Source organism: Streptomyces sp. H39-S7, assembly GCF_027158205.1.
In the GTDB taxonomy this organism is placed as follows: domain Bacteria; phylum Actinomycetota; class Actinomycetes; order Streptomycetales; family Streptomycetaceae; genus Actinacidiphila.
The window spans coordinates 12719-36421 of the sequence record NZ_JAPVLU010000065.1 but is presented as its reverse complement, the minus strand read 5'-3'; the positions used below and the strand labels follow the sequence as shown (position 1 = coordinate 36421).

13 protein-coding genes and 1 pseudogene are annotated in these 23703 nt (G+C 71.2%); 9 read left to right on the top strand and 5 right to left on the bottom strand.

Annotated elements, in window-relative coordinates; genetic code table 11:
* The 5 genes and pseudogenes from O3X23_RS38615 to O3X23_RS38595 all read right to left on the bottom strand — a co-directional run.
* A pseudogene (locus O3X23_RS38615) lies at positions 1 to 311 on the bottom strand (glycoside hydrolase family 65 protein); the annotation flags it as partial.
* Positions 308 to 1144: an HAD family hydrolase gene (locus O3X23_RS38610; protein ID WP_269278272.1), complete on the bottom strand. Its 837-nt coding sequence runs from the start codon at positions 1142 to 1144 to the stop codon at positions 308 to 310. The gene O3X23_RS38610 and the pseudogene O3X23_RS38615, both read right to left, overlap by 4 nt.
* Positions 1145 to 1239: 95 nt before the next feature.
* The gene (locus O3X23_RS38605) at positions 1240 to 1863 is read right to left on the bottom strand and encodes a hypothetical protein (RefSeq protein ID WP_269278270.1); all 624 of its coding nucleotides are present in this window, start codon (positions 1861 to 1863) and stop codon (positions 1240 to 1242) included.
* 581 nt (positions 1864 to 2444) lie between these two features.
* The gene (locus O3X23_RS38600; protein WP_269278268.1) at positions 2445 to 5771 is read right to left on the bottom strand and encodes a patatin-like protein; all 3327 of its coding nucleotides are present in this window, start codon (positions 5769 to 5771) and stop codon (positions 2445 to 2447) included.
* Between the two features lie 246 nt (positions 5772 to 6017).
* A complete protein-coding gene (locus O3X23_RS38595) occupies positions 6018 to 6821 on the bottom strand; it encodes an NAD-dependent epimerase/dehydratase family protein (RefSeq protein ID WP_269278266.1) in 804 nt (267 codons plus the stop codon).
* 667 nt (positions 6822 to 7488) lie between these two features.
* On the opposite strand from O3X23_RS38595, the gene O3X23_RS38590 reads away from it, so the two are divergent.
* The 9 genes from O3X23_RS38590 to O3X23_RS38550 all read left to right on the top strand — a co-directional run bounded on the left by O3X23_RS38590 (position 7489) and on the right by O3X23_RS38550 (position 23700).
* Complete coding sequence (locus O3X23_RS38590) at positions 7489 to 8616, top strand: fatty acid desaturase family protein (protein ID WP_269278264.1); 1128 nt, start codon at positions 7489 to 7491, stop codon at positions 8614 to 8616.
* 84 nt (positions 8617 to 8700) lie between these two features.
* Complete coding sequence (locus O3X23_RS38585) at positions 8701 to 9702, top strand: proline dehydrogenase family protein (protein WP_269278262.1); 1002 nt, start codon at positions 8701 to 8703, stop codon at positions 9700 to 9702.
* Positions 9703 to 9826: 124 nt separating this feature from the next.
* Entirely contained in the window at positions 9827 to 11074 is a 1248-nt protein-coding gene (locus O3X23_RS38580) for an ATP-grasp domain-containing protein (RefSeq protein ID WP_269278260.1), read from the top strand.
* Positions 11074 to 12315 (top strand): MFS transporter, encoded by a 1242-nt coding sequence (locus tag O3X23_RS38575; RefSeq protein WP_269278257.1) that lies wholly within the window; start codon positions 11074 to 11076, stop codon positions 12313 to 12315. The genes O3X23_RS38580 and O3X23_RS38575 overlap by 1 nt, the downstream gene beginning before the upstream one ends.
* A 3-nt stretch (positions 12316 to 12318) precedes the next feature.
* Positions 12319 to 13446 (top strand): aminotransferase class V-fold PLP-dependent enzyme, encoded by a 1128-nt coding sequence (locus O3X23_RS38570; protein WP_269278255.1) that lies wholly within the window; start codon positions 12319 to 12321, stop codon positions 13444 to 13446.
* Positions 13447 to 13642: 196 nt separating this feature from the next.
* The gene (locus O3X23_RS38565; protein ID WP_269278253.1) at positions 13643 to 15847 is read left to right on the top strand and encodes an aminotransferase class III-fold pyridoxal phosphate-dependent enzyme; all 2205 of its coding nucleotides are present in this window, start codon (positions 13643 to 13645) and stop codon (positions 15845 to 15847) included.
* Positions 15840 to 16250, top strand: coding sequence for a nuclear transport factor 2 family protein (locus O3X23_RS38560; protein ID WP_269278251.1), 411 nt, complete (start codon positions 15840 to 15842; stop codon positions 16248 to 16250). The genes O3X23_RS38565 and O3X23_RS38560 overlap by 8 nt, the downstream gene beginning before the upstream one ends.
* Positions 16247 to 22459: a non-ribosomal peptide synthetase gene (locus O3X23_RS38555; protein ID WP_269278249.1), complete on the top strand. Its 6213-nt coding sequence runs from the start codon at positions 16247 to 16249 to the stop codon at positions 22457 to 22459. The genes O3X23_RS38560 and O3X23_RS38555 overlap by 4 nt, the downstream gene beginning before the upstream one ends.
* Positions 22456 to 23700: a cytochrome P450 gene (locus O3X23_RS38550; protein ID WP_269278246.1), complete on the top strand. Its 1245-nt coding sequence runs from the start codon at positions 22456 to 22458 to the stop codon at positions 23698 to 23700. The genes O3X23_RS38555 and O3X23_RS38550 overlap by 4 nt, the downstream gene beginning before the upstream one ends.
* The last annotated feature ends 3 nt before the right edge of the window (positions 23701 to 23703 follow it).

The following is a 23703-nucleotide window of genomic DNA, read 5'->3' as shown; positions in this document are numbered from 1 at the left end:
TTGTCCGGGGAGAACCAAGGGCCGGGCTCTGCGCCGCCTCCGATGTCCGCATCGCGGGCGCGAAAGCGCAGCGGCAGCCAGTTCGGCAGATTGACGATGTCCTCGTTCTCGACCGCCCGTCCGCCCACGGACGAGGTCAGCCGGTTGTAGCAGCCCGCCGCGTAGGTACCCGGATAGTGCACGGGGCCCGCTGCCGCTTCGGGTGCGGCGCCGCGGGTGGCGAAGTACCCGTTGCCGAGGGTGCACAACGATTCACGCAGCCGCTCCTGCGCCGGGTCGTAGCCCTCGTAGCTCCACGTCCAGTCGGTCATCGTCGGTTCGCCCGGCCGGTCAGCAGCTCGGCCAGGTCGCGGACCACGATGCTCGCTCCGTGCTCGCGCAGGTCGTCGGCGCTTGTCGGCCCCGCGGTGCGGTCCACGCCGACGACCAGGCCGAAGCCGCCACGGCGGCCGGCCTCCACGCCCGCCAGGGCATCCTCGATCACGGCCGCTTCCGGCGCGGGCACGCCCAGCCGCCGGGCGGCTTCCAGGAAAAGTGCAGGGTCGGGCTTTCCGGCCAGGTTCAACCTGGCCGCTTCCTTGCCGTCGACCACGGTCCGGAACAGATCCTTTACGCCCGCGCCCTCGAGGAGTTCGGGCGCGTGACGGGAGGCGGAGACGGCGGCACACGGCACGCCGGCGGCGCGCAGCGCGTGCAGCACCCGTACGGTGCCCGGCCAGGCGGCGATGCCACCCGCGCGCAGCTGCCGCGTGAACAGCTCCTCCTTGCGGGCGGCGACTGCCTGCACCGTGCCTGTTCCGGGCGGGTCGTCCGGGTCGCCGGCCGGAAGCCGCAGGTCGCGGGAGGCGAGGAAGGCAGCCGCGCCGTCCAGACGGTTCCTGCCGTCGACGAAGCGCCGGTAATCCTCCCCCGGGTCGAACGGGCGATCGTGCCCTGCGGCCCGCAGACAGGCGTCGAAGGCGGCCCGCCAAGCGGCGGCGTGCACGCGAGCCGAGTCGGTGATGACTCCGTCCGTGTCGAAGACCACGGCCCGCACCGACCGCAGACTCGGCCCGAGCGTGGCGGCCAGCACCGTCGCCGGGTTGCGTCCCGATCGGAAGGGCGGCTGTGCAGCGTTGCGGTCGGCAGTCTCTCGTACGGCCATGGCGGTGCCTCCTGAGTGCGATCGGGAAGGGCCGCCGGCCGGCCGCGTCCTACGACACGGCCGGCCGGCGGGGCCGGGAGCCGCCTGGGCTCGTGTCAGAGCAGCCAGCGGTGGTCGCGGACGATCGGGAGGCGGGCCCAGATCCTTCCGAGGCCCCAGACGGTGCCGGCGGAGGCGACGGCGAGTGCGATCATGACCACTGCGTACAGCACGTGGTAGTCGACCAGCGGGTTGCTGGACATGCTCAGGGAGCCATCGGCGCCATGCCGGGCCGGCGGCCACTCCGCCATCCACATCAACGCCATCATGGCCGTGCCCGCCACCGCGGCGAACCGCAGCGCGACTCCGGCCATCAGGGCCACGCCGATGCTCAGCAGACCCAGCATGAACAGCCAGTTCGCCCAGCCGGCACCGGCCCAGGAGTGGAACGTCGACTGCATCGGACCGGCGGAGACCCCGTTGAGGAAGCCCTTGGTGGGCGAGCCACCGTCGAACCAGCCCTTGCCGGACGAGGTCGCGTATCCCCAGCCGAACGCCTTGTCGAGGAAGGCCCACAGGAAGACGAACCCGGTCAGGACGCGAACACCGGCGAAGACCCGAGCGCCGGTCGTCGTGACCGTCTGGACCTGCGACGTGTCGGACACCGCTGCGGCACCGGCCCTGTGCCGTGACGGCAGGCGGAATCCGGTGCGCTGCTGGGGGTGCTCGTGGACTGCCATGGTGGCTATCCCTTCCGGGATCTGGAGGAGGGACGCGGCAACTGCGTCCGGTCCCAATGTGCCGTTGCGGGGACTGGGACCGCAGGGGCCCGCAGTCCCGACGAGCGGGCCGAACGTCCCTATGTGGAGGGCCCGTTCGGCGGATCATGAGTCGCGCCGACGTTCTCGGTCCTTGGATTCGCGGTCCTTGGATCCACGGTTCCTGGATTCGAGGTGCGGTCGGTGGTCACGCCGGACGCCGGCGCCACTCAGGAGCGATCAACGCCCAGGCCTGGTCCCATTCCGTCAGGCGCCGCCGGTCGGCTTCGGCGGATCAGTCCGCGCATCATGACGATCGCGGACGCCGCACAGACGGGTTCACCCAACGTTCGATCACGCCCGATGGGCGGCAGAGCGGATTGCTCCGCCGCTGCCGCCACCGCAGCGACCCCTTCACGGTGTCGCGGACTCCTTGACCGGTTCGCGCGCGACGTCGCGCGCCCACAGCCGGATCTGCTCCGGGTCGCGAAAGCCCCCGCCCCGGACGGATTTGACGATCACGCGGGCGATCCGGCCCCGGGCGCCGTCCTGGCCGTTCCGGGCTACTGCGACAGGCGCCCGTCGTCGTGACCGCGTCGCCACCAACGGTCGCCCGCTCGCGCCCCGAAGGCGATGGCTCCGCTGAGCACGCCTGCCACCAATGCCAGCGCGGCGAAGCCCACCAGGGGCTGCCACCAGTCCTTGCTCAACCATGGCAGGATCACCCGGCCGACCCAGCCCACGCTGTCACACTCCTGGTCGCACTTCGCCGTGCCGAACGCGGGGCCCCGACCGAACGTCACCGCGCTCACGACCGCGAGGACCACCAGACCCGACAGCGCGGGGATGATCCATCGGCGCCAGCCCCACGCGGCGAGCGAGAGCAGGAGTACTCCGGCGACGATGGCGCCCACGCCGGTGAGCCGCACCAGGGTGAAGTCGAGAGTGAGGGCCACGATCCCGAGGACGATGAGGACGCTGCCCCAGAAGGCTCCCCTGCGCGGCCACCCGCCGGTGGCCACCGCCGTGCGGTAGCCGACCAGGGTGACGGTGCGCGCGGAGGTGAAGAACGACGCGACCGACAGTGGGGGTTCCCTGACCGCGGTGACGCAGGCGGTGGTCGTGGCGAGGGCCTTCGTGACGGTGCGGGTGAAGAGGGGCTCGCCCACCTCCTTCGCCAGCGATTCGTCGGGGACCGGGCACGTCGCGAGCTGTTCGGCGATCCCCTGCGCCGCGGTCAGGTCCGTCACCGTCGCGGGCGGCCCCGAGATGAGCCGCGCGATCGGTTCCCGCTGCTTCCGGTGCCTTCCGCCGCTCTTGAACGCGACAGTGGCGATCTGCGCGGCCGCGACCGCCATGTCCGGATTTCCGGCCTTCACGAGGGTCTTGACGGCCCAAGGGTCGTACCGCGTCGCGGGCGTACTGAGCATCTGGAGGGCAACGGTGGGAAGTTCCTGCGCCGCGATCCACTCCTGCCACCTTCTGGCCAGCCACAGGGACGTCAGGGGCAGGCTTGACGGGATCTGCAGTGCCGGGTCGTCCAGGTAGTGCAGCTCGTCCTTGACCCGGGCCCCGTCGATCGTCATCAGGTCGTCCCCGTCGAGCTCGATGGACCAGTCGTCCGGCTCGCACCAACTGTCGCCCAGCACACCGGCGCGCAGTTGGTCGTAGAACCACTGCGCTCGTCCGCCCTGCGCCACGTTCTCGGTGATCGTTTCGATACGGCGGGGATCGAGGAGGAGATGGACGAGCCAGCCCGCGCCGTCCATCCGGCCCCAGGTCCAGTCGTTCGCCCGCCATGAGGACTTGTAGAACGCCCCGAAGTGGTGCAACTGCATGCCGGTGAGTTTCCGCGCAGCCGTGGACCGTTCCGGCGCAAGAGTGTTGCGGGTGTCCGCGCTCACTTGAACGAGTTCGACCGGCTGTTCCACATCGACCCCGACGGGAAGTACCGATCGGGTGGCGATGTGCAGCTCGAACAGCCGGAACTCGATTGCTGAGGTGTCCTCTGCGAGGTAGGTGAGGTATACGCCGAGCTCCCTGGCGGCGCGCAGTCTGCGCTGCGTGGCGGACGGCCGCTGCAGGAAGGGAGACTGCGGGACGGGCGCGTTCGCGTCGGCATTCAGGCAGATCTCCTTGAGTTCCGCTACCACCGAGGCCAGCGCGAGCCAACCCTCGGTGAGCTTTGCGGTCGTGGAGACCAGTCGCGTCGCGTACTCCGTCGCCGCGGCCGCGGCGAATGCGCACAAACTGGGCTGGGCGCCTTCGGTCTGCGGCAGGTCACGCAGCATGTTCTCGATGAGAACATCGACGTCCGGCCGGCTGTGAGGGACGAACTCCTCATGCACGGCGGAGCTCAGCCTGGACAGGGCCTCCCACAGCGCGTCGGTTCTCTCCTCGGCGACGTAGGCCGCTTGCAGCATCCCGATGACAGTAGCCCTTGCGCCATCGAAGGCCGACCGTCCGAAGGCGGCCAGTCCTGCCGCGACACCCCATTGCGGCTTGCCCCACTGCTCGGACACGCTCTTCGCGGCGTCCTGACGGCAGTCCCGTTCCGCGTTGCCTCCGGTCCTCAGGGACCGCTGCCAGCACTGTGGCATCTGATCCGGTGCCATGGTCGTCAGGGCTTTCATGAGTGCCGAGATGACCGGGCTCACCAGCCACGTGGCCTCGCGGGCCCGGTAGTCGACCAGCATCGGACCCTGATCGGCCTCGCCGAGCAGACGGTACTCGCCGCCCGGCGCCCGGACTCCGATCTCCGCCATGCGCAGGCGGGTGTTGCGCAGCGAGTCGACCCGGTCGTTGTGGTGCTGCAGCGACTTGAGGTCCGCGCCGATGCTCTGGCCCAGCATGCTGCCGAGATCTTTGACCAGGGCCTCCGCGAGGGTCCATGGGGCGTCGGGGAGCTCTCCCTTGGGCGGTGCCGCCCGAGGGTCCGGCATCTCTCCGGGAGACGGGACGACGTAGAGCAGGACCCGTCTGACCTGGCGATGAGCCGGGCGGTCGAAAATGGACTGGAGCAGCGGTGCGATCGGACGGTTGGCCAGCAGCCCGCCGTCGGCCACCCAGTGGTTGCGGGTGATGTTGGCGTGACACCGCATCGCGGGGTGCCGCGGAATCCGGTCCCTCTCGGAGGCCGGGATCTCCGTGTCGAAGGGGACGAAGGCGGGCTCGAAGGCGGCCGGGTACGAGGCACTGCAGCGGGCTGCCAGGGCCACCAGGTCCAAGGCGTCGGCGCCGGTCAGGTCCGTTTCGTTGAACTCGATCAGGCCGTGGTGGTCGACATCCTGGACCTGCGTCCCGAAGGCGTCGGTGAAACGGCTGGTCTCGCCCGTGAGCAGCGTGGTGGTGATGAACAGCCGGGTCGGCGGGCCCGCCTGCGGGTCCTTGGTGGGGTGCTGGTATCCGGTGTCGGACTTCCGCAGGCCGGCGAGGCCCTTCCGCAGGTCCTTGAGCAACACCCCGTTCCCGTACATCAGTGAGGGTGGGTTCTTCTCCTTCGGATCCCGCAGAAGTTTCTCGAACGCGCCCGACGTCAGCCAGAAGTCCCGCAGGCTCCCGAGGTCCAGTGACCGGACCCGGGCCAGGCCGAGCAGCGCGCCGTTGATGCCGCCGGCGCTGGTGCCGGAGATCATGTCGATGCTGACGGTGATGTCCAGCAGGTCGAGGAGACGGACGTAGAGATCACGGACCGCCGCGTCCGGGCCCGTGGTGGTCGTGGGTGGTGCGGTGGGCCGTTCCTGATGGCGCAGCCAGGCCGCCTGCTGCAGGAGGTTCAACTCACGGGCCACACCGCCCATCCAGATCGCGAGGCTCACGCCGCCCGTCATCGCCGTGGCGATGCGGACCTCCTGGGTTCGGGCGTCGACCGGCTTGTGGTTCATCTGCATGTCGCTCCCCGTGGGGCAGAGTGATCCCGCTGCGCGGACCGGCAGGATCCCGCCCGGGACGCTCGCGCCGGTCGGCGGCACGGCGACGGCGGCCGTGGTTACTCCGTACGGGTAATGCCGTTACTCCAGATGGTCCAGAGCGTGTCGCCTGCCGGGGGCGTTCGAGTCGGCCGCAGCCTCGTAGCCCCCGCATTCTGCTACGCCGCTGCGGGCCAGCTGCCCGCGTCGGGCGCCAGACCGTGCCGGTCAGTATTCGATGTGCTTGAGCGTGAATGCCGGCTCGGTGTAGGGGCCGCCTTGTGGGTCGTGGGGGTCCAGCGGCGTGTCGCTGCCGGGGATCCGGGCCGCGTACGTCTCGGCGTCGTCGAGCGGTGTGTAGGCGAGGGTGTCGAGGTCCGGCAGTTTCCAGAAGCGGCGGGTGTTGGCGGAGACGGCGTAGACCGCGGTGAAGCCGGGGGAGCGGGGAGCGTCGAGGGCCGCTCGGACGTATCCGATCGCGTCCCGGTGGCTGAGCCAGGTGGCCAGGTGCCGGCGTTCGGTCGGTGCTTCCTCGAAGGAGCCGATGCGCAGACAGAGCACCGAGAGGTCGAACTTGTCCGCGTACAACTGGCCGAGTGCCTCGACGGCGACCTTGCTCACGCCGTAGAGGCCGTCCGGGCGCACGGGAGCGTCGGTACCGATCAGGTGTGAGTTCGGGTGGAACCCGGTGAGCCGGTTGCTGCCGGCCAGCACCACCCGCTGGATGCCTTGTCTCCGGCAGCCCTCCAACACGTGATGGGTGCCCAGCACGTTGGCCGCCAGCAGGTCCGGCAGTGGCGCCTCGTCGGGAAGGCCGCCGAGATGCAGGACGACGTCCACACCGTCCAGAGCCCGCTCCACCGCGGTGGGATCGAGCAGATCGAGCTGGACCGCCGTCTCGGTGGCGGATGACGACTCGATCCGGACGCGGTCCAGCAGAACGAGGTGCTCGGCCTGCCCCTGCAGCCCTTCGCGTACGACGGACCCGATGGCGCCCGCCGCGCCCGTGATGGCAACCGTTCCCAGACCCACTGCAACACCGTTTCCTATATCGGTTGATATCACTGGAGAGCTCGACAAAGGCACTGTTGCGAGCTTTCCCGAGGATTGTCGCACTTCGTGCTGCTCCCCGTGACATGCGGGTCGGCGCCGAGGGGCCGTGTGACCTGGGCGCGGAGGGTCATGTCACGATACCGCCGGGCGCGTTGGTCGCCTCCGGCGGTAAGCGCCCAGCAGGGCGCTTTGCCTGGACGGAAGTTGGCCGCAGCCGTCGACCGCCATCCGGACCGTCGAATTCCGGACGCGCGTCGCCAACGCCATTGCCCTGCAAGGAGTCTGTCGGGGCGTCAGAGACTCTCCGGCCCTCGACCGCTCCAGCCTTGCGGAGACAGGGGAGTTCAGGCGCGACCGGTCTCCCGCAAGGGGGCCGTTCCGGCCATTGGGCGTCCGGCGGCGAGCCTCGAACGTTCCGTATCTGCCGTCGTGTCGCATTTTTCTTGACGGTTTCTCGCCAACCCCCAATTGTCGCCGCTAGGGGCCGAATGAAGCCAGATGGGTTGGGCAGCCGAAAAATAGCGGGAAGTAAGGTCGCCCGAAAAGACGACGGGAAGGCACGGCACGACGGGACGCAACAATGGCCACTTCGAGCCGTGCAGGATTGTGCGGAGCGTGGCTTTTTCTGCGAAAAAATGGAGAAACTGTGTCGTTAGCAATACAGAACGACCGCCGTTCCGCAAGCGGGGACGACTCAAATCTTGACTTCGCGAAGCTCGACCCGGGTGTACGAAAAAAGCTCAGAGAGCTTTGCAAGGTCGACAACTATCACGCACCGCTGGCCCTTCTCTTCGACTACTTAGTCATCGCCGTCTCGGTGTATCTGTCGGTGGGCGTTTCGTACTTCTTCTACCCCATCTCGATCCTCCTGATCGGCTCCACGCAGCGAGCGCTGGTCAACGTGCTCCACGAGTCGTCGCACAAGGTTCTCGCCAAGAACGGCCGTTGGAACGTCACGCTCGGGACGATTTTCTCCGGCTATCTGGTCCTGCACATGTACAACCCCTACCGGAACTCACACATCGGGTTCCATCACCGGTTCCTCGGGGATCCCGAGAAGGATCCGGACTACAACTTCCACGTCGGTGTGGGTATCTATGACCACCGCGTGTCCGACAAGCGGTTCTTCCTCAAGAACATCGCCATGGCGGTGCTTGGATTCCGGACGCTGGAGTACGTCAACTACGTCGTACGGGACCGCGTCCTGTTCAAGCCGGAGAACGTGTCCGTCTCGATGCCGATCCGGCTGCGGACCGAGCGGGTCGCGATGCTGGCGCAGTGGGCGACCATCGTCGGGGTCTGCGCCTGGATGGGTTGGCTCTGGTACCTGCTGTTCTTCTGGTTCGTGCCGCTCTTCACGGTCGCCATCGCCATCGGCTGGCTCTCGGAGCTGGCTGAGCACTATCCCCTGCCGGAGAGCGAGAGCAAGCAGGTCCTGATGACCCGCAACCGCCACGGCTGGACCATCGAGCGGTTTCTGCTGGGGCGCCACAACGACAATTACCACCTGGTCCACCATCTGAACACCGGTGTTCCGTTCTGGAACATGAAGCGTGCGCACCATGTTCTTCTGACCGACCCCTCCTATTCTCGGTGGGACGGCCTGTGGGCCGGCATCCTGACCCGCAGCCCCGGCCGCAAGAATCAGGAAACGCTCGTCAGCTACGCCTCCAAGTACCGTCAGTTCTGCCGTGACGGCGGCGACCCGTCGAACGTCGACGGCGGCGGCACCTTCGCCGAGGCAGCGGCTCTCGCCCGCGCCATGGGCACGTAATTCCGCTTCACGGTTCCGCTGTCACCACAGCCGGGAACCTCACCGCACGATCTCGTACACCCATCATCGAGAGGATTCCCCGGGATGACCACTCCGGTTGATGCACAGGCCGTCGCAGCCCTCGACCCAGAACTCCTGCGGCAGGCCGCGAACGGCCTCAAGGGTCTGGCCGCCGACAGCCGCTGCCGGTCGGGTTTCGTCGACAACCCCGTCCTGTCCTCGATTCTCGCCCCGGCCGCCGACCGGTACATCGTGGCGGCCGACCAGAACACGCTTTTCGAGCGGCTCGCCGTTCTGGAAGGCAAGGGCTACCGCACCGGTGTGGAATACGTCGGCGAAGAGGCGCGGAATTCCGCCGAGGTCGACGAGGTCGTCAGTGAATACCACGAGCTGATCTCCCGGCATGAAAAGGCCGGTCTGGAACTCCCCACGCAGCTCGGCTTCGACCTGTCCAACGTGGGGTCGCTGATCTCGCCGCGGACGGCGGCCGAAAACTGCGAGGCGCTGCTGCGAGGGGCCGGCGCGCAGGGGATGGGCATCCTCATCAGCATGGAGCGGTCGTCGTTCGTCGACGACATCCTGCGGGTCTTCGCGGGCCTGGCCGGAAAGCACGACAACGTGGCACTGACCCTCCAGGCGCACCTGCACCGCACCGAGAGCGACCTCGACGCGGTCCTGCCGCTGGGCCGTAAGGTCCGCCTGGTCAAGGGGGTCTACAACGAGCCCGCGGACGTCGCCCTGGCCCGGGGACCGGAGCTCAATGAACGCTACGCGCGGATCCTCGAACGCATCCTGGACGCGGGCAATCCGGTGGCGGTGGCGACCCAGGACGCGGTGCTCCTGGACCTGCTGGACAGCCGTGGACTGCTCGGGCGCGTCGAGGAGATGGAGATGCTGCACGGGGTGCGGCCCGCACTTCTCAAGTCCTACAAGGACCGCGGCATTTCCTGCCGGGTGGCGACGGTGTACGGCACGAACTGGTGGCTGCATCTCATCCACCGGCTCGCGGAGTATCCGCCCAATGTCCTGGTCGCCCTGGCGGATCTCGCGGAACCCGAAAGAGTGCGCTTCGGCAGCGAGTACTGAACGCGATCGGGGACAGAACCCTTTGCGGACACCGCACCGCCCCCGGACGCCTCACGTTCCGCGCCACCCGCCCCGCGTACAGGAACCCGCGTACAGAACCCCGCGTACAGAAAGCAGGCCATGCATGAGCACCACATCACCCGTCGTCGCGATCGTCGACGGTTACTCGTCAGGTAACTTCCTTCCCGCGGCGTTCACCCGGCTGGGAGCGCGTGTCGTCCACGTGCGCAGTACCCCGGAGTGGATGACCTCCATGCTGCTGCCCGATGTGTCGAACTACATCGGCGACCTGGTCTACGAGGACGAGCAGTCCATGGTGCGGCAGCTCAAGGAGCTGGACGTCATCGCGGTCATAGCCGGCCAGGAGCCCGGTGTGCCGCTGGCAGACCGCCTCAGCGAGCTGCTGGGGCTGGCGACCAACGGATCGGACCTGTCCCTGGCGCGCCGGGACAAGTACGAGATGATCGAGGCGGTGCGCAAGGCCGGCCTGCTCTGTGCCGAGCAGTTCAAGACCGCGGACGCCGGCTCGGCCGTCGACTGGGCGGAGTCCCTGGGCAGTTACCCCGTGGTGGTCAAGCCGCTCAGCTCCGCCTCGACGGACGGGGTGTCGGTCTGCGCCGACGCAGACGAGGTCCGCCGCGCGGTGGAGCAGGTGCTCGCGTCACGGGACATCTTCGACCTGCCCAACCGTGAAGTCCTCATCCAGTCCTACCTCGACGGGGACGAGTACATCGTCGACACCGTCAGCGCCGACGGCCACCGTTTCGCCGTCGGTGTGTGGCAGTACGACAAGAACCTGGTGAACGGGAAGAACATCTACGACAAGGACATCCTGGTCTCCGAGGACGAGGCCGTGGTGGCCGAACTGGTGGCGTATGTCGACACCGTGCTGGCGGCGTTGAACATCCAGCACGGGCCGACGCACACCGAGGTGAAGATGACCTCGAAGGGCCCGGCGCTCGTCGAGGTCGGGGCGCGGCTCAACGGGAACATGAATCCGGAGTTCCACCAGATCTGCCTGGGCCACAACCAGGCGGACCTCATCGCGCTGGCCTATGCGCGGCCCGAGGCGTTCGTGGAGCGGTACGGCGACCGGGTGTACTCACGCCGGCAGCCCGCGATCGTCTACAACGCGCCGTCAGTGCAGGAGGGCACGGTGCGCGCCATCAACGACGACGCCGTGCGGGAGATCGGCGCGCTGGACACCGTGTACCTGGCCGTGGTGAAGGTCAAGCCCGGTGGGAAGGTCCGGCGGACCATCGACCTGCTGACCAGCCCGCTGCGGATCTTCATGACGGGTGTCACTGACGAGGACATCACCAAGGACTACCGGCGGCTGGTGGAACTGAAGGACGAGGTGTACCAGTTCTGATGCTTACCGGTACCGTGCGGACCGTCCGCGGCCTCGGACCCGAACTGCGCATCCTGTTCGTCACGACGCTGCTCTTCCGGTCGGGCACCATGGCCTTTCCCTTCCTGGCCGCCTACCTCATCGAGCAGGACGGCTACTCCAGCCGGCAGATCGGCGCGATCGTCGCGGCGTACGGGGTCGGCGCGCTCATCGCCGACCTCGGCGCCGGGGCCATGCTGCGTCTCGCCCCGGCGCGCACGGTCATGATCGGCGGCCTGGTCGGGAACGCCGTCCTGGTGGTGGCGCTGCCGTTCGCCCACTCGGCGGCGCTGCTGGTCGCCGGGACGTTCCTGTGGGGCTTCTTCTACGAGGCGTTCACACCGGCGGCCTACGCGGAAACGGTGCGGTACGCGCGGGACGGCGACCGCAAGGTGGCCTTCTCGTGCAACCGGCTCGCGATCAACCTGGGTATGGGCATCGGGCCGGCGCTGGGCGGACTGTTCTTCGCCTGGTGGCCGGCCGGCCTGTTCCTCATCAACGCCGTCCTGGTGCTGGCCGCGGCGGGCTTCCTGATGGCCCGCACCTCCGGCGGCGCCCGGGCGGGGGAACGGCACTCCGGCCACGGGGGGTGGAAGGCGGAGAGCACGCGGGGGGAGACCAGGTTCTGGTCCATCTTCGTGCTCGCCCTTCCCATCCACCTCGCCTACGCGCTGCCGCCGACCTTCCTGAGCGCCTATGTGATCCACGAGCGGGGGCTGAACAGCCTGTGGGCCGGGGCGATCTTCTTCGTCAACGCGACGGCCATCGTGCTGTTCGAGGTTCCCCTCAACACCGCGATGCGTGAGGTCAGCCACTTCCGTTCGCTGCTGATCGGGTACGCGCTGGCGGGATCGGGCTTCGCCCTGATGGGGATGTCGGACTCCGGCCCGGCGCTGATCGGGGCGACGGCCCTGTGGACGGCCGCCGAGATGATCGTCTTCCCCGCGCTGCTGTACTACGTCAGCGAGGTCTCCGACGCCTCGACGACGGGCCGCAACATGGGCCTGTACTCCGCGGGCGTCAACGTGGGCCTGATCGCGGTCCCGCAACTGAGCCTGTTGCTGACTACCGGACACGGCGCGTCCAGCCCCTGGTTCGCGGTGGGCGCGGCGGTCGGGGTGGCGATGCTCCTGATCGTCCTGATCCGCCGCAACTCCTACCTCTGGCTGACCGAGCCGGAAGTGCAGAACGTCCCGCTGCCCACTCCGCCGACCGGGAGTTGAAGGATGACTGTGCACCTGAACACGGCCGGGGCGGGACTGATGCCCTCCTCGGTGGTCGAGGCCCTGTGCGGGTACGTCGCGGAGGAGGCCGCCGGGGGTTCCTACGAGGCCGAACAGCGGTACGCCCCCGTACTGGAGGGCGAGGTGTACCGGATCCTCGCGCAGGTCCTCGACGCGCCGGAGGACGATCTGGCGCTGTTCGACAGCGCGACGCGCGCGTACTGCTCCGTCATCGGGAACCTGCCCCTCACCGCCGCCGACACGGTGTGGGTCACCCCGTACGAGTACGCGGGCAATCTCATCCTGCTGCACGGGATGCGCCGGCGCCTGGGGCTGCGGATCGAGGTCGTCCCCCTGCTGCCCGACGGGAACGTCGACCTGGACTGGATGGCCGCCCACATCCATGACGGCGTCGCGCTGGTGTCGCTGCCGCACGTCCCGTCGGGGTGCGGCGTCATCAACCCGGTCGAGGAGATCGGCAAGATCCTCGCTCCCTGGCGCTGCTTCTACGCCGTCGACGCCTGCCAGTCCGTGGGGCAGGTCCCGCTCTCGGTGGCGGCCATCGGCTGCGACCTGCTCACCGGAGCGGGCCGCAAGTTCCTGCGGGGGGTACGCGGTACCGGCTTCGCCGCCGTGTCGCCCCGGCTGCGCTCGGCGGTCCGACTGCCGTTCTTCGACCTCCAGGTGGCCGACATGGTCGCCGACGACGCCTTCGAGGTCAGCACCGACACCGCGCGCCGCTTCGAGTTCGCCGAGCGGAACAACGCGGCGGTGCTGGGGCTGAACGCGGCCCTGCACCACCACGCGTCCCGTACCGACGACCGCGCGTCCGGAGCGCTGCGGGAGGCGGTGCGCGGCGCCATCGAGGAGATCCCCGGGACCCGGCTGATCGACCCGGGCACCCGGCACGCGCAGATCGTCACGTTCCTCCACGACCGGGTGACACCCGAGCAGGTGCGCACCGGGCTGCGGGCCCGGGGAATCAACGTGTGGATCGCCCAGGGCAGCCACACCCCCCTCTACATGCGCGCGCAGCAGGTGGAGTTCGCCGTGCGGGTGTCACCGCACTACTACAACACCGACGCCGACATCGAAGCGTTCGCCGTCGCCCTGCGCGCGACGCTGAACTGAACCGCGGGTCCGCCCCCGCACCGCGGTCCCGCGCTTCCTCCGGTCGCGGGCCGGCCGGCTCCTCGCGTACAGCGGTGGGCCGGGCAGGGCGCCGGCCGTTCCACCGCAGCCGTTCCGGTCGCCGCGGCGGGATTCGTCGCGCCCGCACCCCGTCGTACGCCCCTGCTGCCGTGCCATGAGAAGGCCGAGGTCCCCGATGGATCACTCTGTTCACACCGCACCCGAGCGGTTGTTCCGAAACGACTGCGACGCGACCCTGGACATCCTCACCGACCTGGTCGGGAACCGGACGCCGATCTTCGCGATGCCCTCGTGGTTCGTCACCCAGGACAGCGCGCACGTGGGATTCCAGTTGAGCGAACTGGTCGGTGAACTCGTCGGGGACGACCCGGCCCCGGACCGCCGGTCCTTCTTCGCGAACTCCCGGTACGAGGCGCTGCACGCCGCCGTCAAACTCCTGCGCCACCGCGGCCTGGACACCTTCGCCCGGCACGGCGGCCGGGTCCTGGTCCTGGACCCGGCCGGCACCTTGCGCCGGCGCTGCGATCCGCTGGGTGCCGGGCCCGAGCGGGCTCTCGTCCCGGCCGTCGAGTTCGTCGCGACGCTCGGCGCGCTGACCACGGCCCTGAAGGACGGGCGCTTCTGCGGTGTCCTCGTCCGGGAGGCCGAGCGGTATCCGCCCGCCGAACTCGGCGAAGCAGCCGCGCGCTGCCGCACGGCCGGCGCCCGCGTCGCCCTGGACCTGTCCGGCCTCGACGTGCGGCAGAACCGCTCGCCCGAAGCGGCGGCACTCCGCCCCGACCTGGTGGTCCTGGGGGAGACGCTGACCGGCGGTGAGGTGCCCTTCGGCGCCCTCGTCGGCTCGCATGACGTGTTCGCGCCCTGGACCGGGACCTCGGCGTTCGTGCACTCCAACACCTACGGGGGCAACACCGTCGCCATGCGCCGCGTCCGGGCGGCGCTCGCCGCGCGCTGGGACGGCGCCGGCCCGCGGCCGCCGGGCGCTCAGGAGCCGGAGCGTGCCTGGCCGCGGGTCCTGGACCGCTACGCGCGGCATGTGAACCCCGCCACCGCGGCGCTGCACCGCGCCTTGCACGGGGCCCTGCACGTCGTGGAGGCCCATGGGTCGCGGCTGACCGTCGAACTCGACTCCGGCCGGCGCCTGCAACTCGTGGACGGCCTGTGCGGCGCGGGGCTGGGGATCGCCGGCCACAACCCGCCGGACGCCCTGACCGAGGTCGTCGACCGCCATGACGCCGCCCACGACTACGTGAGCGAGCTGCAGACGGTCCTGGCCGGGGAGACGGGACTGCCGCACGCCTACCCCGCCGTCAGTGGAGCCTCCGCGGTGGAGACCGCGCTGACCTTGGCCCACCTCGCCCGCCCCGACCACCGGCGCGTGATCGTGTTCAAGCACAACTACGGCGGCAAGACCCTGGTGTCGCTGCTGGCCACCGCCGCCGATCCCACCCGGGCCCCCTTCGGGCCGCTGTACCAGGACATCCACTACATCGACCCGTTCGCCGCCGACGCCGCCGACCAACTGCGCCGCGAAGTGGCCACCGGCACGGTCGGCCTGGTCTGGATCGAGCTGGTCCACGGCAGCTCCGACACCTTCGCCCCGCTGCCGCAGGAACTGCTCGACCTCGTCGCCGCCGAACGCTCCGCACGCGGATTCCTCGTCGGGGTCGACGAGATCCTCACCTCGTACTACCGGTGCGGACGCCGCTTCGCGCACCACGGCCGACTGCCCGAGATCGATCTGATGACGTTGTCCAAGGCCCTGAGCTACGGGTGTTTCCCGACCGGCGCCGCGTTGGTGTCGGACGCGGTCGACGCTGCCGCCCGCACCGCCGCCCCCCAGCTCGTCGCGGAGCTGCGTACCGCGCACGCCCATCAGCTCGGTGCCCACTTCGCCGTGCACGCCGTCGCCCAGGTCGACGCGCTGCGGCTGGGCGAGCGGGCCGCGGCGGCCGGCGAGATCGTCCGTGAGGGCAGCGCGGCGCTGCCGGCCCGGTCCACCACCGTCCGCAGGCGGTTCGCCGAAGGGCTGCTGGGCCGTATCGAAGTCCTGCCGCCGCGGCTGCTGCGCCGTTTCCTGCCCACCCGGGGGGACGCGCTGTCCACCGCGACGATCCTCTGGTGGATCACCCGGGCCCGGGTGTTCATCGTCTACGACGTCTTCCTCCTGCCCCTGACCGCCACCGACGAGGAACTGCGCCACGTCATGCGGCAGGCGGGCCGGCTCGCGCGCACCGGACCGTACCGGCTGCTCGTCCAGGCGGCGCTCTTCCGCGCGGGCCAGCGGCTGCGCACCGCCACACGCCTGCGCACCGCCACACGTTTGCGTCATCCGTCCGTTGCCGCCCTACCACCGTTTATCGAGGGATCGCATGAGTGAGCAGAACGTCGACGTGGTCAAGACCTTCTTCCACCTGTTCTCCGCGGGCCGGTTGGACGAGATCAGGAAGGAGTACCTGACCGACGACTTCGAGTGGATCTACCACGGCCCCGCGTCCCTTCCCTGGGCCGGCGTGTACCGGGGGGCCGCCGGCTTCGACCGGTTCTTCGAGATCGTCCACGGGCTGCTCGAGGTGCGGGACCTGGAGGTGCAGGAGTACCTGGACGCGGGGGACCGGATCGTCGTCCTGGGCGTCAGCCACACCCGGATCCTGGCCAACGACGCCACCTACGACGCCCCGTGGATGACTGTCTTCCGCATCCGGGACGGCCGGATCTGCCAGTACCTGGACCTGTACGACACCGCGAGCGTGGTCGAGGCGCTGAACAGGCCGCAGCCGTGACCGCACCGACGACGGATCCGCACCGCGGCCCGGAACCGGACGCGCGGTCCTGCGACGAAGGCGCCCGCACCGTGCACGCGGCATTCGCCGCGCGGGTGCGCCGGCACCCGCACCGCACCGCTCTCATCAGCGCTGCCGGCCCGATCGACTACGGCCGGCTCGCGGCGCGGGCGGCCGCGGTCTCCGCCGGCCTGGCCCCGCACGTCACCCGCGGGGACCTCGTGGGGGTGTGCGCGGCCCGCTCACCGGGGACGGTCGCCACCGTACTGGGCATCCTGGGCGCCGGCGCCGCCTACGTGCCGCTGGACCCCCGCGAGCCCGACGAGCGGCTGCGCCGCCTGGTGCGCGACAGCGGCCTGCGCACCGTGTTCGCCGCGGCCCCCGACACCCCGCGGCTGCGGGCGCTGACCGGGCCCGGCGTCGACGTCCGCACCATCGGTGAGGCGTTCGCCGACCCGCACGGCCCGTCGGGGCAGGGGGGCGGGGGAGCGCCGGACGACCCGGCGTACCTCATCCACACCTCGGGCAGCACCGGGCGTCCCAAGGGTGTGCTGGTGCAGCACCGGTCGGTGCTGGCGCTCCTGAACGGAGCCCTCCCCGCGCTCACCGGCCGCCAGATCTTCCTGCAACTGGCGCCGCTGCACGTCGACCCGTCGGTCTTCGAGATCTTCGGCGCGCTGCTCAACGGCGGGACGCTGGTGCTGCCCGCCGCCGACCTCAGCGTCCACGACATCGGTCGAGAGGTGGCACGGCACCAGGTCAGCGTCCTGCGTCTGCCGGCGGCGCTGTTCACCCTGGCCGCCCAGCACGTCCTGCCCCACCTGGGCAGCCTGCGGCTGTTCGTATCCGGCGGGGACGTGGCGGACCGGGACGCGGTGCGCCGGGTCCTGACCGCGCTGCCCCGGTGTGTGACGGTCAACGGGTACGGCCCCACCGAGACCACGGTCTACGCCTGCTGGCACGCGATGCGCTCGCCCGCGGAGTGCGGGGACGCCGGGGAAGGGATCCCGATCGGCCGGCCCCTGGCGGGCGTCACGGCGACGGTGGTGGACCGGCACCTGCGCCCGGTCCCGCCGGGTCAGGAGGGCGAACTGTGCGTCGGCGGGCCCGGGGTGGCCCGGGGGTATCACCGCGACCCCGGACGGACGGCCGAACGCTTCGTCCCGGACCCCGCACGGCCGGGGCAGCGGGCCTTCCGGACCGGGGACCGCGTCCGGCTGCTGCCCGACGGCAACCTCGCGTATCTGGGCCGGCTCGACGACCAGGTGAAGATCCGCGGCTTCCGGGTGGAGCCCGCCGAGACCGAACGCGCCCTGGCGACGCACGACGCCGTGGCCCGCGCCGCGGTCGTCACCGACCGGACCGGCCCGCGCACCCGGCTGGCGGCCTTCGCGGCCCTGACCCCCGGCCGCCACACGACCGGCCCGCAACTGCGGGCCCACCTCGCCGCGCTGCTGCCCGACCCCCTGGTCCCCGCCGCGGTCACCGTGCTCCCCATGCTCCCGCTGACCCCGAGCGGCAAGACCGACCGGGCGGCGCTCGCCGCTGCCGCCCGGTCGACCGCCGCGGACGCCGCCCTGCCGCACCGGCCGGCGGCGACCGGCACCGAGGAGCGGGTACTCGCCATCTGGCACACCGTGCTGGGCCGGCCGGTGCGGGGAGCCGAGCCGTCCGTCTTCACCCCCGGCGGGGACTCGCTGACCGCCATGGCGGTCAGGGCCCACGACGAGCGCGACTGGAACGTCGCCCTGCCGCCGTCGGCCCTGTTCGAGGCGCCCACGCCGCGCGCGCTGGCCGCCCTGAGCGATGCCACGTCGAGCGACGTTCCGCCGGGCGACGCCCCGTCGGACGCTGTGGCTCCCGCGCGGGAGCCGGCGGCGGACCTCCGGTCGGAAAACGGTGGCGCGGAACGGCTGCCGCTGCTGCCGGGCCAGGAGGGGATCTGGTTCGAGCAGACCCGGGCCCCCGGCGGCCGCTACAACATCGCGCGCACCTATCGCGTACGGGGCCCGCTGGTTCTCGCCGCCCTGCGCGGCGCCCTGGGGGACCTGGCGCAACGGCAGGACGCGCTGCGCGTCACCGTCCACCAGGACACGGAAGGATGGTTCCAGCGTCTCGACGGCGATCCGGCCGCCGCGCTGTGCCACCGCGACCTGACGACGTTACCCGCGGCGGACCGCGAGGCCCGGGCCCGCCGGCTGATCGCCGCGTCGGCGGCACAGGACCCCGGGCTGGGCGCCCCGTCCCTGCTGCGGACCTTGGTCCTCACCCTGGACGACGACCACCATCTGCTCCATTTCGACCTCCACCACGTCATCGCCGACGACTGGTCCCTGGAACTCCTGCTCGACGGGCTGAGCGCGCACTACGCGGCCCGCGTCAGCGGCGGGGCGGACGGGCCCGCGCCGCCGACTGCGGGTCTGTCGTACGCCGAGCACGTACGGTCCGCCTCCCGGCCCGATCCGCGCCGCGTGGCGGAGGCCGCCGCGCACTGGCGCAGCGCCCTGGCCGACGGACCGATCGCCGAACTGATCGCGGACCGGATCCGCCCCGCCGCCCTGAGCGGCAGGGGGGACCGGGTGCGCACCGCGCTGGGGACGGCGCTGACCGACCAGGTGGCGCGGGCCGCACGCCGGCACGGCGTCAGCCGGTTCATGCTGTGCACCGCCGCGGTCCACGTCCTGCTCGCCCAGCACACCGAACAGGACGACCTGTGCCTGGGAGCACTGGCCGCAGGCCGGGAGCACGGGCGGACCGACCACCTGATCGGCTACTTCGTCAACCTCCTCGCCGTACGCGTCGCCCCCGGTCCCGACGCGACCGTCGCCGGCCTGCTGGGCGCGGTGCGGGACGCGTGCGCGGCCGCCTACCGCCACCACGATGTGCCGTTCCCCGCGATCGCCCGGGAACTGCGGCAGCCCCCCGCGCGGGGGGCCGCCGCGCCCTTTCCGGTGATGGTGAACTACCAGCGCCGCCGGGAGGACGGCCTACGGCTGGCGGGAGCCGGCACCGAGGCCCTGCGAGCGGCCGGGGACCGCGGGTCCAAGTTCGAGCTCACCTTCGGCTTCGTGGAGGGGGAGCGGGACACCGAACTGGAGATCGAGTTCAGTACCGACCTGTACGACCGCACGATGATGGAGCAGTTCCTCGCCCAACTGCGCACCGCCCTGACTCTGCTCACGGGCGACGGGACGGTGCCGCTGCGCCGGCTGGACCTGCGGGACGCCACCGAGCCGCCGGTCCTGCCCGCGCCGGTCGCCGACTCCACCTTGCACGCCCTGTTCGCCCGGCAGGCCGCCCTGCGACCGGACCAGGTCGCCGCGATCGGTCCCGACATGTCCCTGACCTACCGTCAACTGGACCTGCTCAGCGACACCGTCGCGCACCGTCTGGCAGCGGACGGGGTGCGCGCCGGCGACCGGGTGGCGATCTGCCTGGACCGCTCCCCGCACCTGATGGCCGCGATCCTCGGTGTCCTCAAAGCAGGCGCCGCCTATGTCCCGCTGGACCCCGGTTACCCCGCCGCCCGGCTGACGTTCACCGTCCAGGACGCGCAGGCCCGGGTCCTGATCACCTCGAAGGAGCTCGCCGAGACGCTCGAGGGCCTGCTTCCCCCGGCCCTGCGGATCGAGCACATCGAGCGGCTGACCGATGTGGACGCGACGTCCGCCCCGCCGCCGCCCGCCCTCGGCGGCCCCGCTGACCTCGCCTACCTGATCTACACATCCGGCAGCACCGGACAGCCGCGCGGCGTCATGGTGGAGCACCGTTCGGTCGTCAACACCTTGCTGGCGAGCCTGGCGGAGCACCCGCTGGACGCGGCGGACGTCTGGCTGCAGATGACCTCCCCGGGCTTCGACGTGGCCGCCTACGAGCAGTTCATGCCGCTGGTCAGCGGCGGAACGCTCGTCTACTGCACCGACCGCGACCGTACCGACCCCCACGCCCTGCACCGCCTGCTGCGCGAGCACGGCGTCACGGTCCTGGTGACCGTCCCCTCCCTGCTGCGCGCCCTGGACCGGCCGGACCTGGCCGGGGTGCGGGTGCTCATCGTCGCGGGGGAGCCCGCCGACCCGCAGGACACCCGGCACTTCGCCCGCGACCGCGTCGTCATCAACGGGTACGGGCCGACCGAGGCGGCGATCCTGGCCACCACGTACCGGGCCGGCGCCCACGACGCGGCGGTCCGGGTGCCCATCGGCAGGCCGCTGGCCGGCACCCCCGCTCAGGTCATCGACCGCCACGGCCGCCCGGCGGCCGTCGGCGTGCCCGGCGAGCTGTATCTGGCGGGGGCGGGTGTGGGGCGGGGCTACTGGAACAACCCCGAACGGACCCGGCTGCTGTTCGGGCCGCTGCCGGGCGGCACCGAGCGGTCCTACCGCACTGGGGACCGGGTGCGCCGGCTGGCCTCCGGTGACCTCGACTACCTGGGCCGACTCGACGGCCAGATCAAGCTGCGCGGTTTCCGTATCGAACTCGGCGAGATCGAAACGGTGCTCGCCGCGTGCCCGGGGGTCCGGGAGGCGGCGGCCGTGGTCACCGGCACGGGCCCGGACGCGCAGATCCACGCCTTCCTGGTGGGACCGGCCGACGCCCGCGACGCCCGCGACCACCTCGCCCGGCACCTGCCCGCCCACATGATCCCCGCCACCTTCCACACCGTCGCCCACCTGCCGACCACCAGTCACGGCAAGACCGACCGCACCGCCCTCGCCGCCCTGCTCCCACCCCCCGCCCTGGCCCCGGCCGGCCCCACCAGCTTGCCGGCCACCGCGCTGGAGCGCGCGGTGCAGACCCTGTGGGAGCAGGTGCTGGGCGGGCCGGCCGGCTCGACGGAGCAGGACTTCTTCGCCGCGGGCGGCCACTCGCTGAAGGTCGTCCAACTGCTCGGCCGCATCGAGAACCAGTGGCGGATCCGGCTGGAACTGCGGGACTTCCTCGCCGCCCCCACCGTCCGAGCCGTCGCCCGCCACCTCGAACGACTCCTGGCCGGAGGCCCGGCCGAGGAAGCCACCGCGCTCGTCCCGGCCGACATCCGCCTCGACCCGGAGATCACCTTCCATCCGCCCCGGCCCGCGACCTCGGGCATCGACCAGGTGCTGCTCACCGGCGCCACCGGGTTCATCGGGGCGCACCTGCTGGACGCCCTGCTGCGCTCCGGCAGGCGTCAGGTGGTCTGCCTGATCCGCGCGGACACCCCCGCCCAGGCCCGCCGGCGACTGGAGGAGGCGCTGCGCGGCTACGGGCTGCGCCTGGACGCGGCCGACCCCCGCATCACGGTCCTCCCCGGCGATCTGGCCCGTCCCGGCCTGGGCCTGGACGCTGCCACCCGCAGCGCGGTGGAACGCGGGACGGGGGAGGTGTTCCACGCCGGGGCCGGCGTCCACCACCTGACCGGGGACCGGCCGTTGGCCGGCGCGTACGTGCAGGGCACACAGGAGCTGCTGCGCCTGGCCGCCGCGGCCCGGGTCCGCGCCTTCCACCACATCTCGACGCTGTCCGTCTTCGCCCCCGGCGCCCGCCCGCGCCGCATCGACGAGCGGACCCCGCTGGCGGGGGAGCGGCATTCCTTCGGGCGGGGGTACGCCGCGACCAAGTGGGCGGCGGAACTGCTCGTCGCCCAGGCCGCCGAGCGCGGGGCACCGATTCGGGTGCACCGCATCGGCCGGGCCGGCGGCAGTACCGACGGCGCCGCCGCCCACCTCGGCGACATGTTCTCCCGCGTCCTGCAGACTTCGGCCGCGCTGGGCTGCTATCCGGTCCACCCGCGGCTGGCCTTTCCCATCGTGCCCGTCGACGTGATGGCCCGGGCCCTGGTGGCCCTGGCGGACACACCGCTGCCCGCGGGCACCGTGCACCACCTGACGCATCCTCAGGACGCTGATCTCGGGGACTTCCTGGCCGGCTACGACCGCCGGAACGGCACCCGGACCGTCCCGGTGGACCTGCGGACCTGGGTGGACCGACTCGGCACCGATCCGCTCTCCGGCACGCCCCACCCGGCGCTGGTCTTCCGCGAGCACCTGCGGGAGACCGCCGAGAATCCCCGGCCGACGACCGACCAGTACGCCAATGAGGCCACGCTCGCTGCCCTGCAGCGCCTGGGCATCACCCTGCCGCCGCTGGACGACGGCTACATCGACCGCTGCTGGACGCAGCTCGACCCCGCCGCCCGCCCGGACTCCGCCGCTGCGAAGGAGCGACCGTGAACCGCACCCCGACGACGCCACCACCCGCACCCGCGATCCCCGCACCCGCGCCCGCGTTGTTCCCCGCCGCGCGCGGCTGCCCCTTCGCGCCGCCGCAGGAGACAACCCGGGTGCAGGGCGAGGACGCCGTGCCCCGGGTGTCCATCTGGAACGGCACCGAGCCCTGGCTGTTCACCCGCTACGACGACGTGCGCACCGTCCTGTCCGACCCTCGCTTCAGCGCGGACAAGAGCCGCCCCGGCTACCCGCTGTCCAGCGCCGCGGCCGCCGCCGAGGCCGCCGTGACCCCCACCCTGCTCGTCATGGACAACCCCGCGCACGACACCTACCGGCGCCTGGTGCAAAGGGAGTTCACCGTCCGGCGCGCCGAGGAGTGGCGTCCCACCGCCCGTGCCGCCGTGGACGACGCCCTGGACGCGCTCACCGACGGCGAGCAGCCCGCCGACCTTGTCGCGCATGTCGCGCTGCCCGTCGCCCTGTCGATGGTCTGCGTCCTGCTGGGCGTGCCGTTCGCGGACCGCGACTTCTTCCGCTCCCGCACCCACACCGCCAACTCCATGCACGTCACCACCGCGCAGGCCACCGCGGCCCGCGCGGAGCTGCAGGAGTACCTGCAATCCCTGGTGCGACAGCGCGAGAAGGACCCGGGCGACGACTTCATCAGCCGCCTGGCCGTCCGGCACCTGCGGACCGGAGCGATGAGCGAGGACCTGATCGCCGCGATGGCCCTGCTGCTGCTGACCGCCGGGCACGACACCACCGCCAACATGATCGCCCTGGGCACCCTGGCCCTGCTGCGCCACCCCGACAGCTACGCCGCCCTGCACCGCGGCGACGATCCGGCGCTGGCGGCGCGGACCACCGAGGAGCTGCTGCGCTACCTGACCATCGTCCAGCGCGGAATCCGCCGGATCGCGGTCGAGGACGTCACCGTCGGCCGTCAGCTGGTGCGGGCCGGTGAGGGGGTCATCGCCGCCATCGACGTCGCCAACCGCGACCCGGGGCGCTTCCGCGCCACCGACACCCTCGACACCGCACAGAATCCCCGCGACCACCTCGCCTTCGGCTACGGGCCCCACCAGTGCCTCGGGCAGTCGATGGCCCGGGTGGAACTGCAGGAGGCCTACCAGGGCATCGCCCGACGCCTTCCCGGCCTGCGGCCGGCCGTGCCGCTGCAGGACATCCGCTTCAAGTCCGACATGGCGGTCTACGGCGTCCACGAACTGCCCGTCCGATGGTGACCC

Coding starts and splice junctions, on each gene's coding strand:
- O3X23_RS38605 (WP_269278270.1), bottom strand. CDS start 1,863: ATGGCAGTCCACGAGCACCCCCAGCAGCGCACCGGATTCCGCCTGCCG.
- O3X23_RS38570 (WP_269278255.1), top strand. CDS start 12,319: ATGACTGTGCACCTGAACACGGCCGGGGCGGGACTGATGCCCTCCTCG.
- O3X23_RS38575 (WP_269278257.1), top strand. CDS start 11,074: ATGCTTACCGGTACCGTGCGGACCGTCCGCGGCCTCGGACCCGAACTG.
- O3X23_RS38565 (WP_269278253.1), top strand. CDS start 13,643: ATGGATCACTCTGTTCACACCGCACCCGAGCGGTTGTTCCGAAACGAC.
- O3X23_RS38585 (WP_269278262.1), top strand. CDS start 8,701: ATGACCACTCCGGTTGATGCACAGGCCGTCGCAGCCCTCGACCCAGAA.
- O3X23_RS38580 (WP_269278260.1), top strand. CDS start 9,827: ATGAGCACCACATCACCCGTCGTCGCGATCGTCGACGGTTACTCGTCA.
- O3X23_RS38600 (WP_269278268.1), bottom strand. CDS start 5,771: ATGCAGATGAACCACAAGCCGGTCGACGCCCGAACCCAGGAGGTCCGC.
- O3X23_RS38560 (WP_269278251.1), top strand. CDS start 15,840: ATGAGTGAGCAGAACGTCGACGTGGTCAAGACCTTCTTCCACCTGTTC.
- O3X23_RS38610 (WP_269278272.1), bottom strand. CDS start 1,144: ATGGCCGTACGAGAGACTGCCGACCGCAACGCTGCACAGCCGCCCTTC.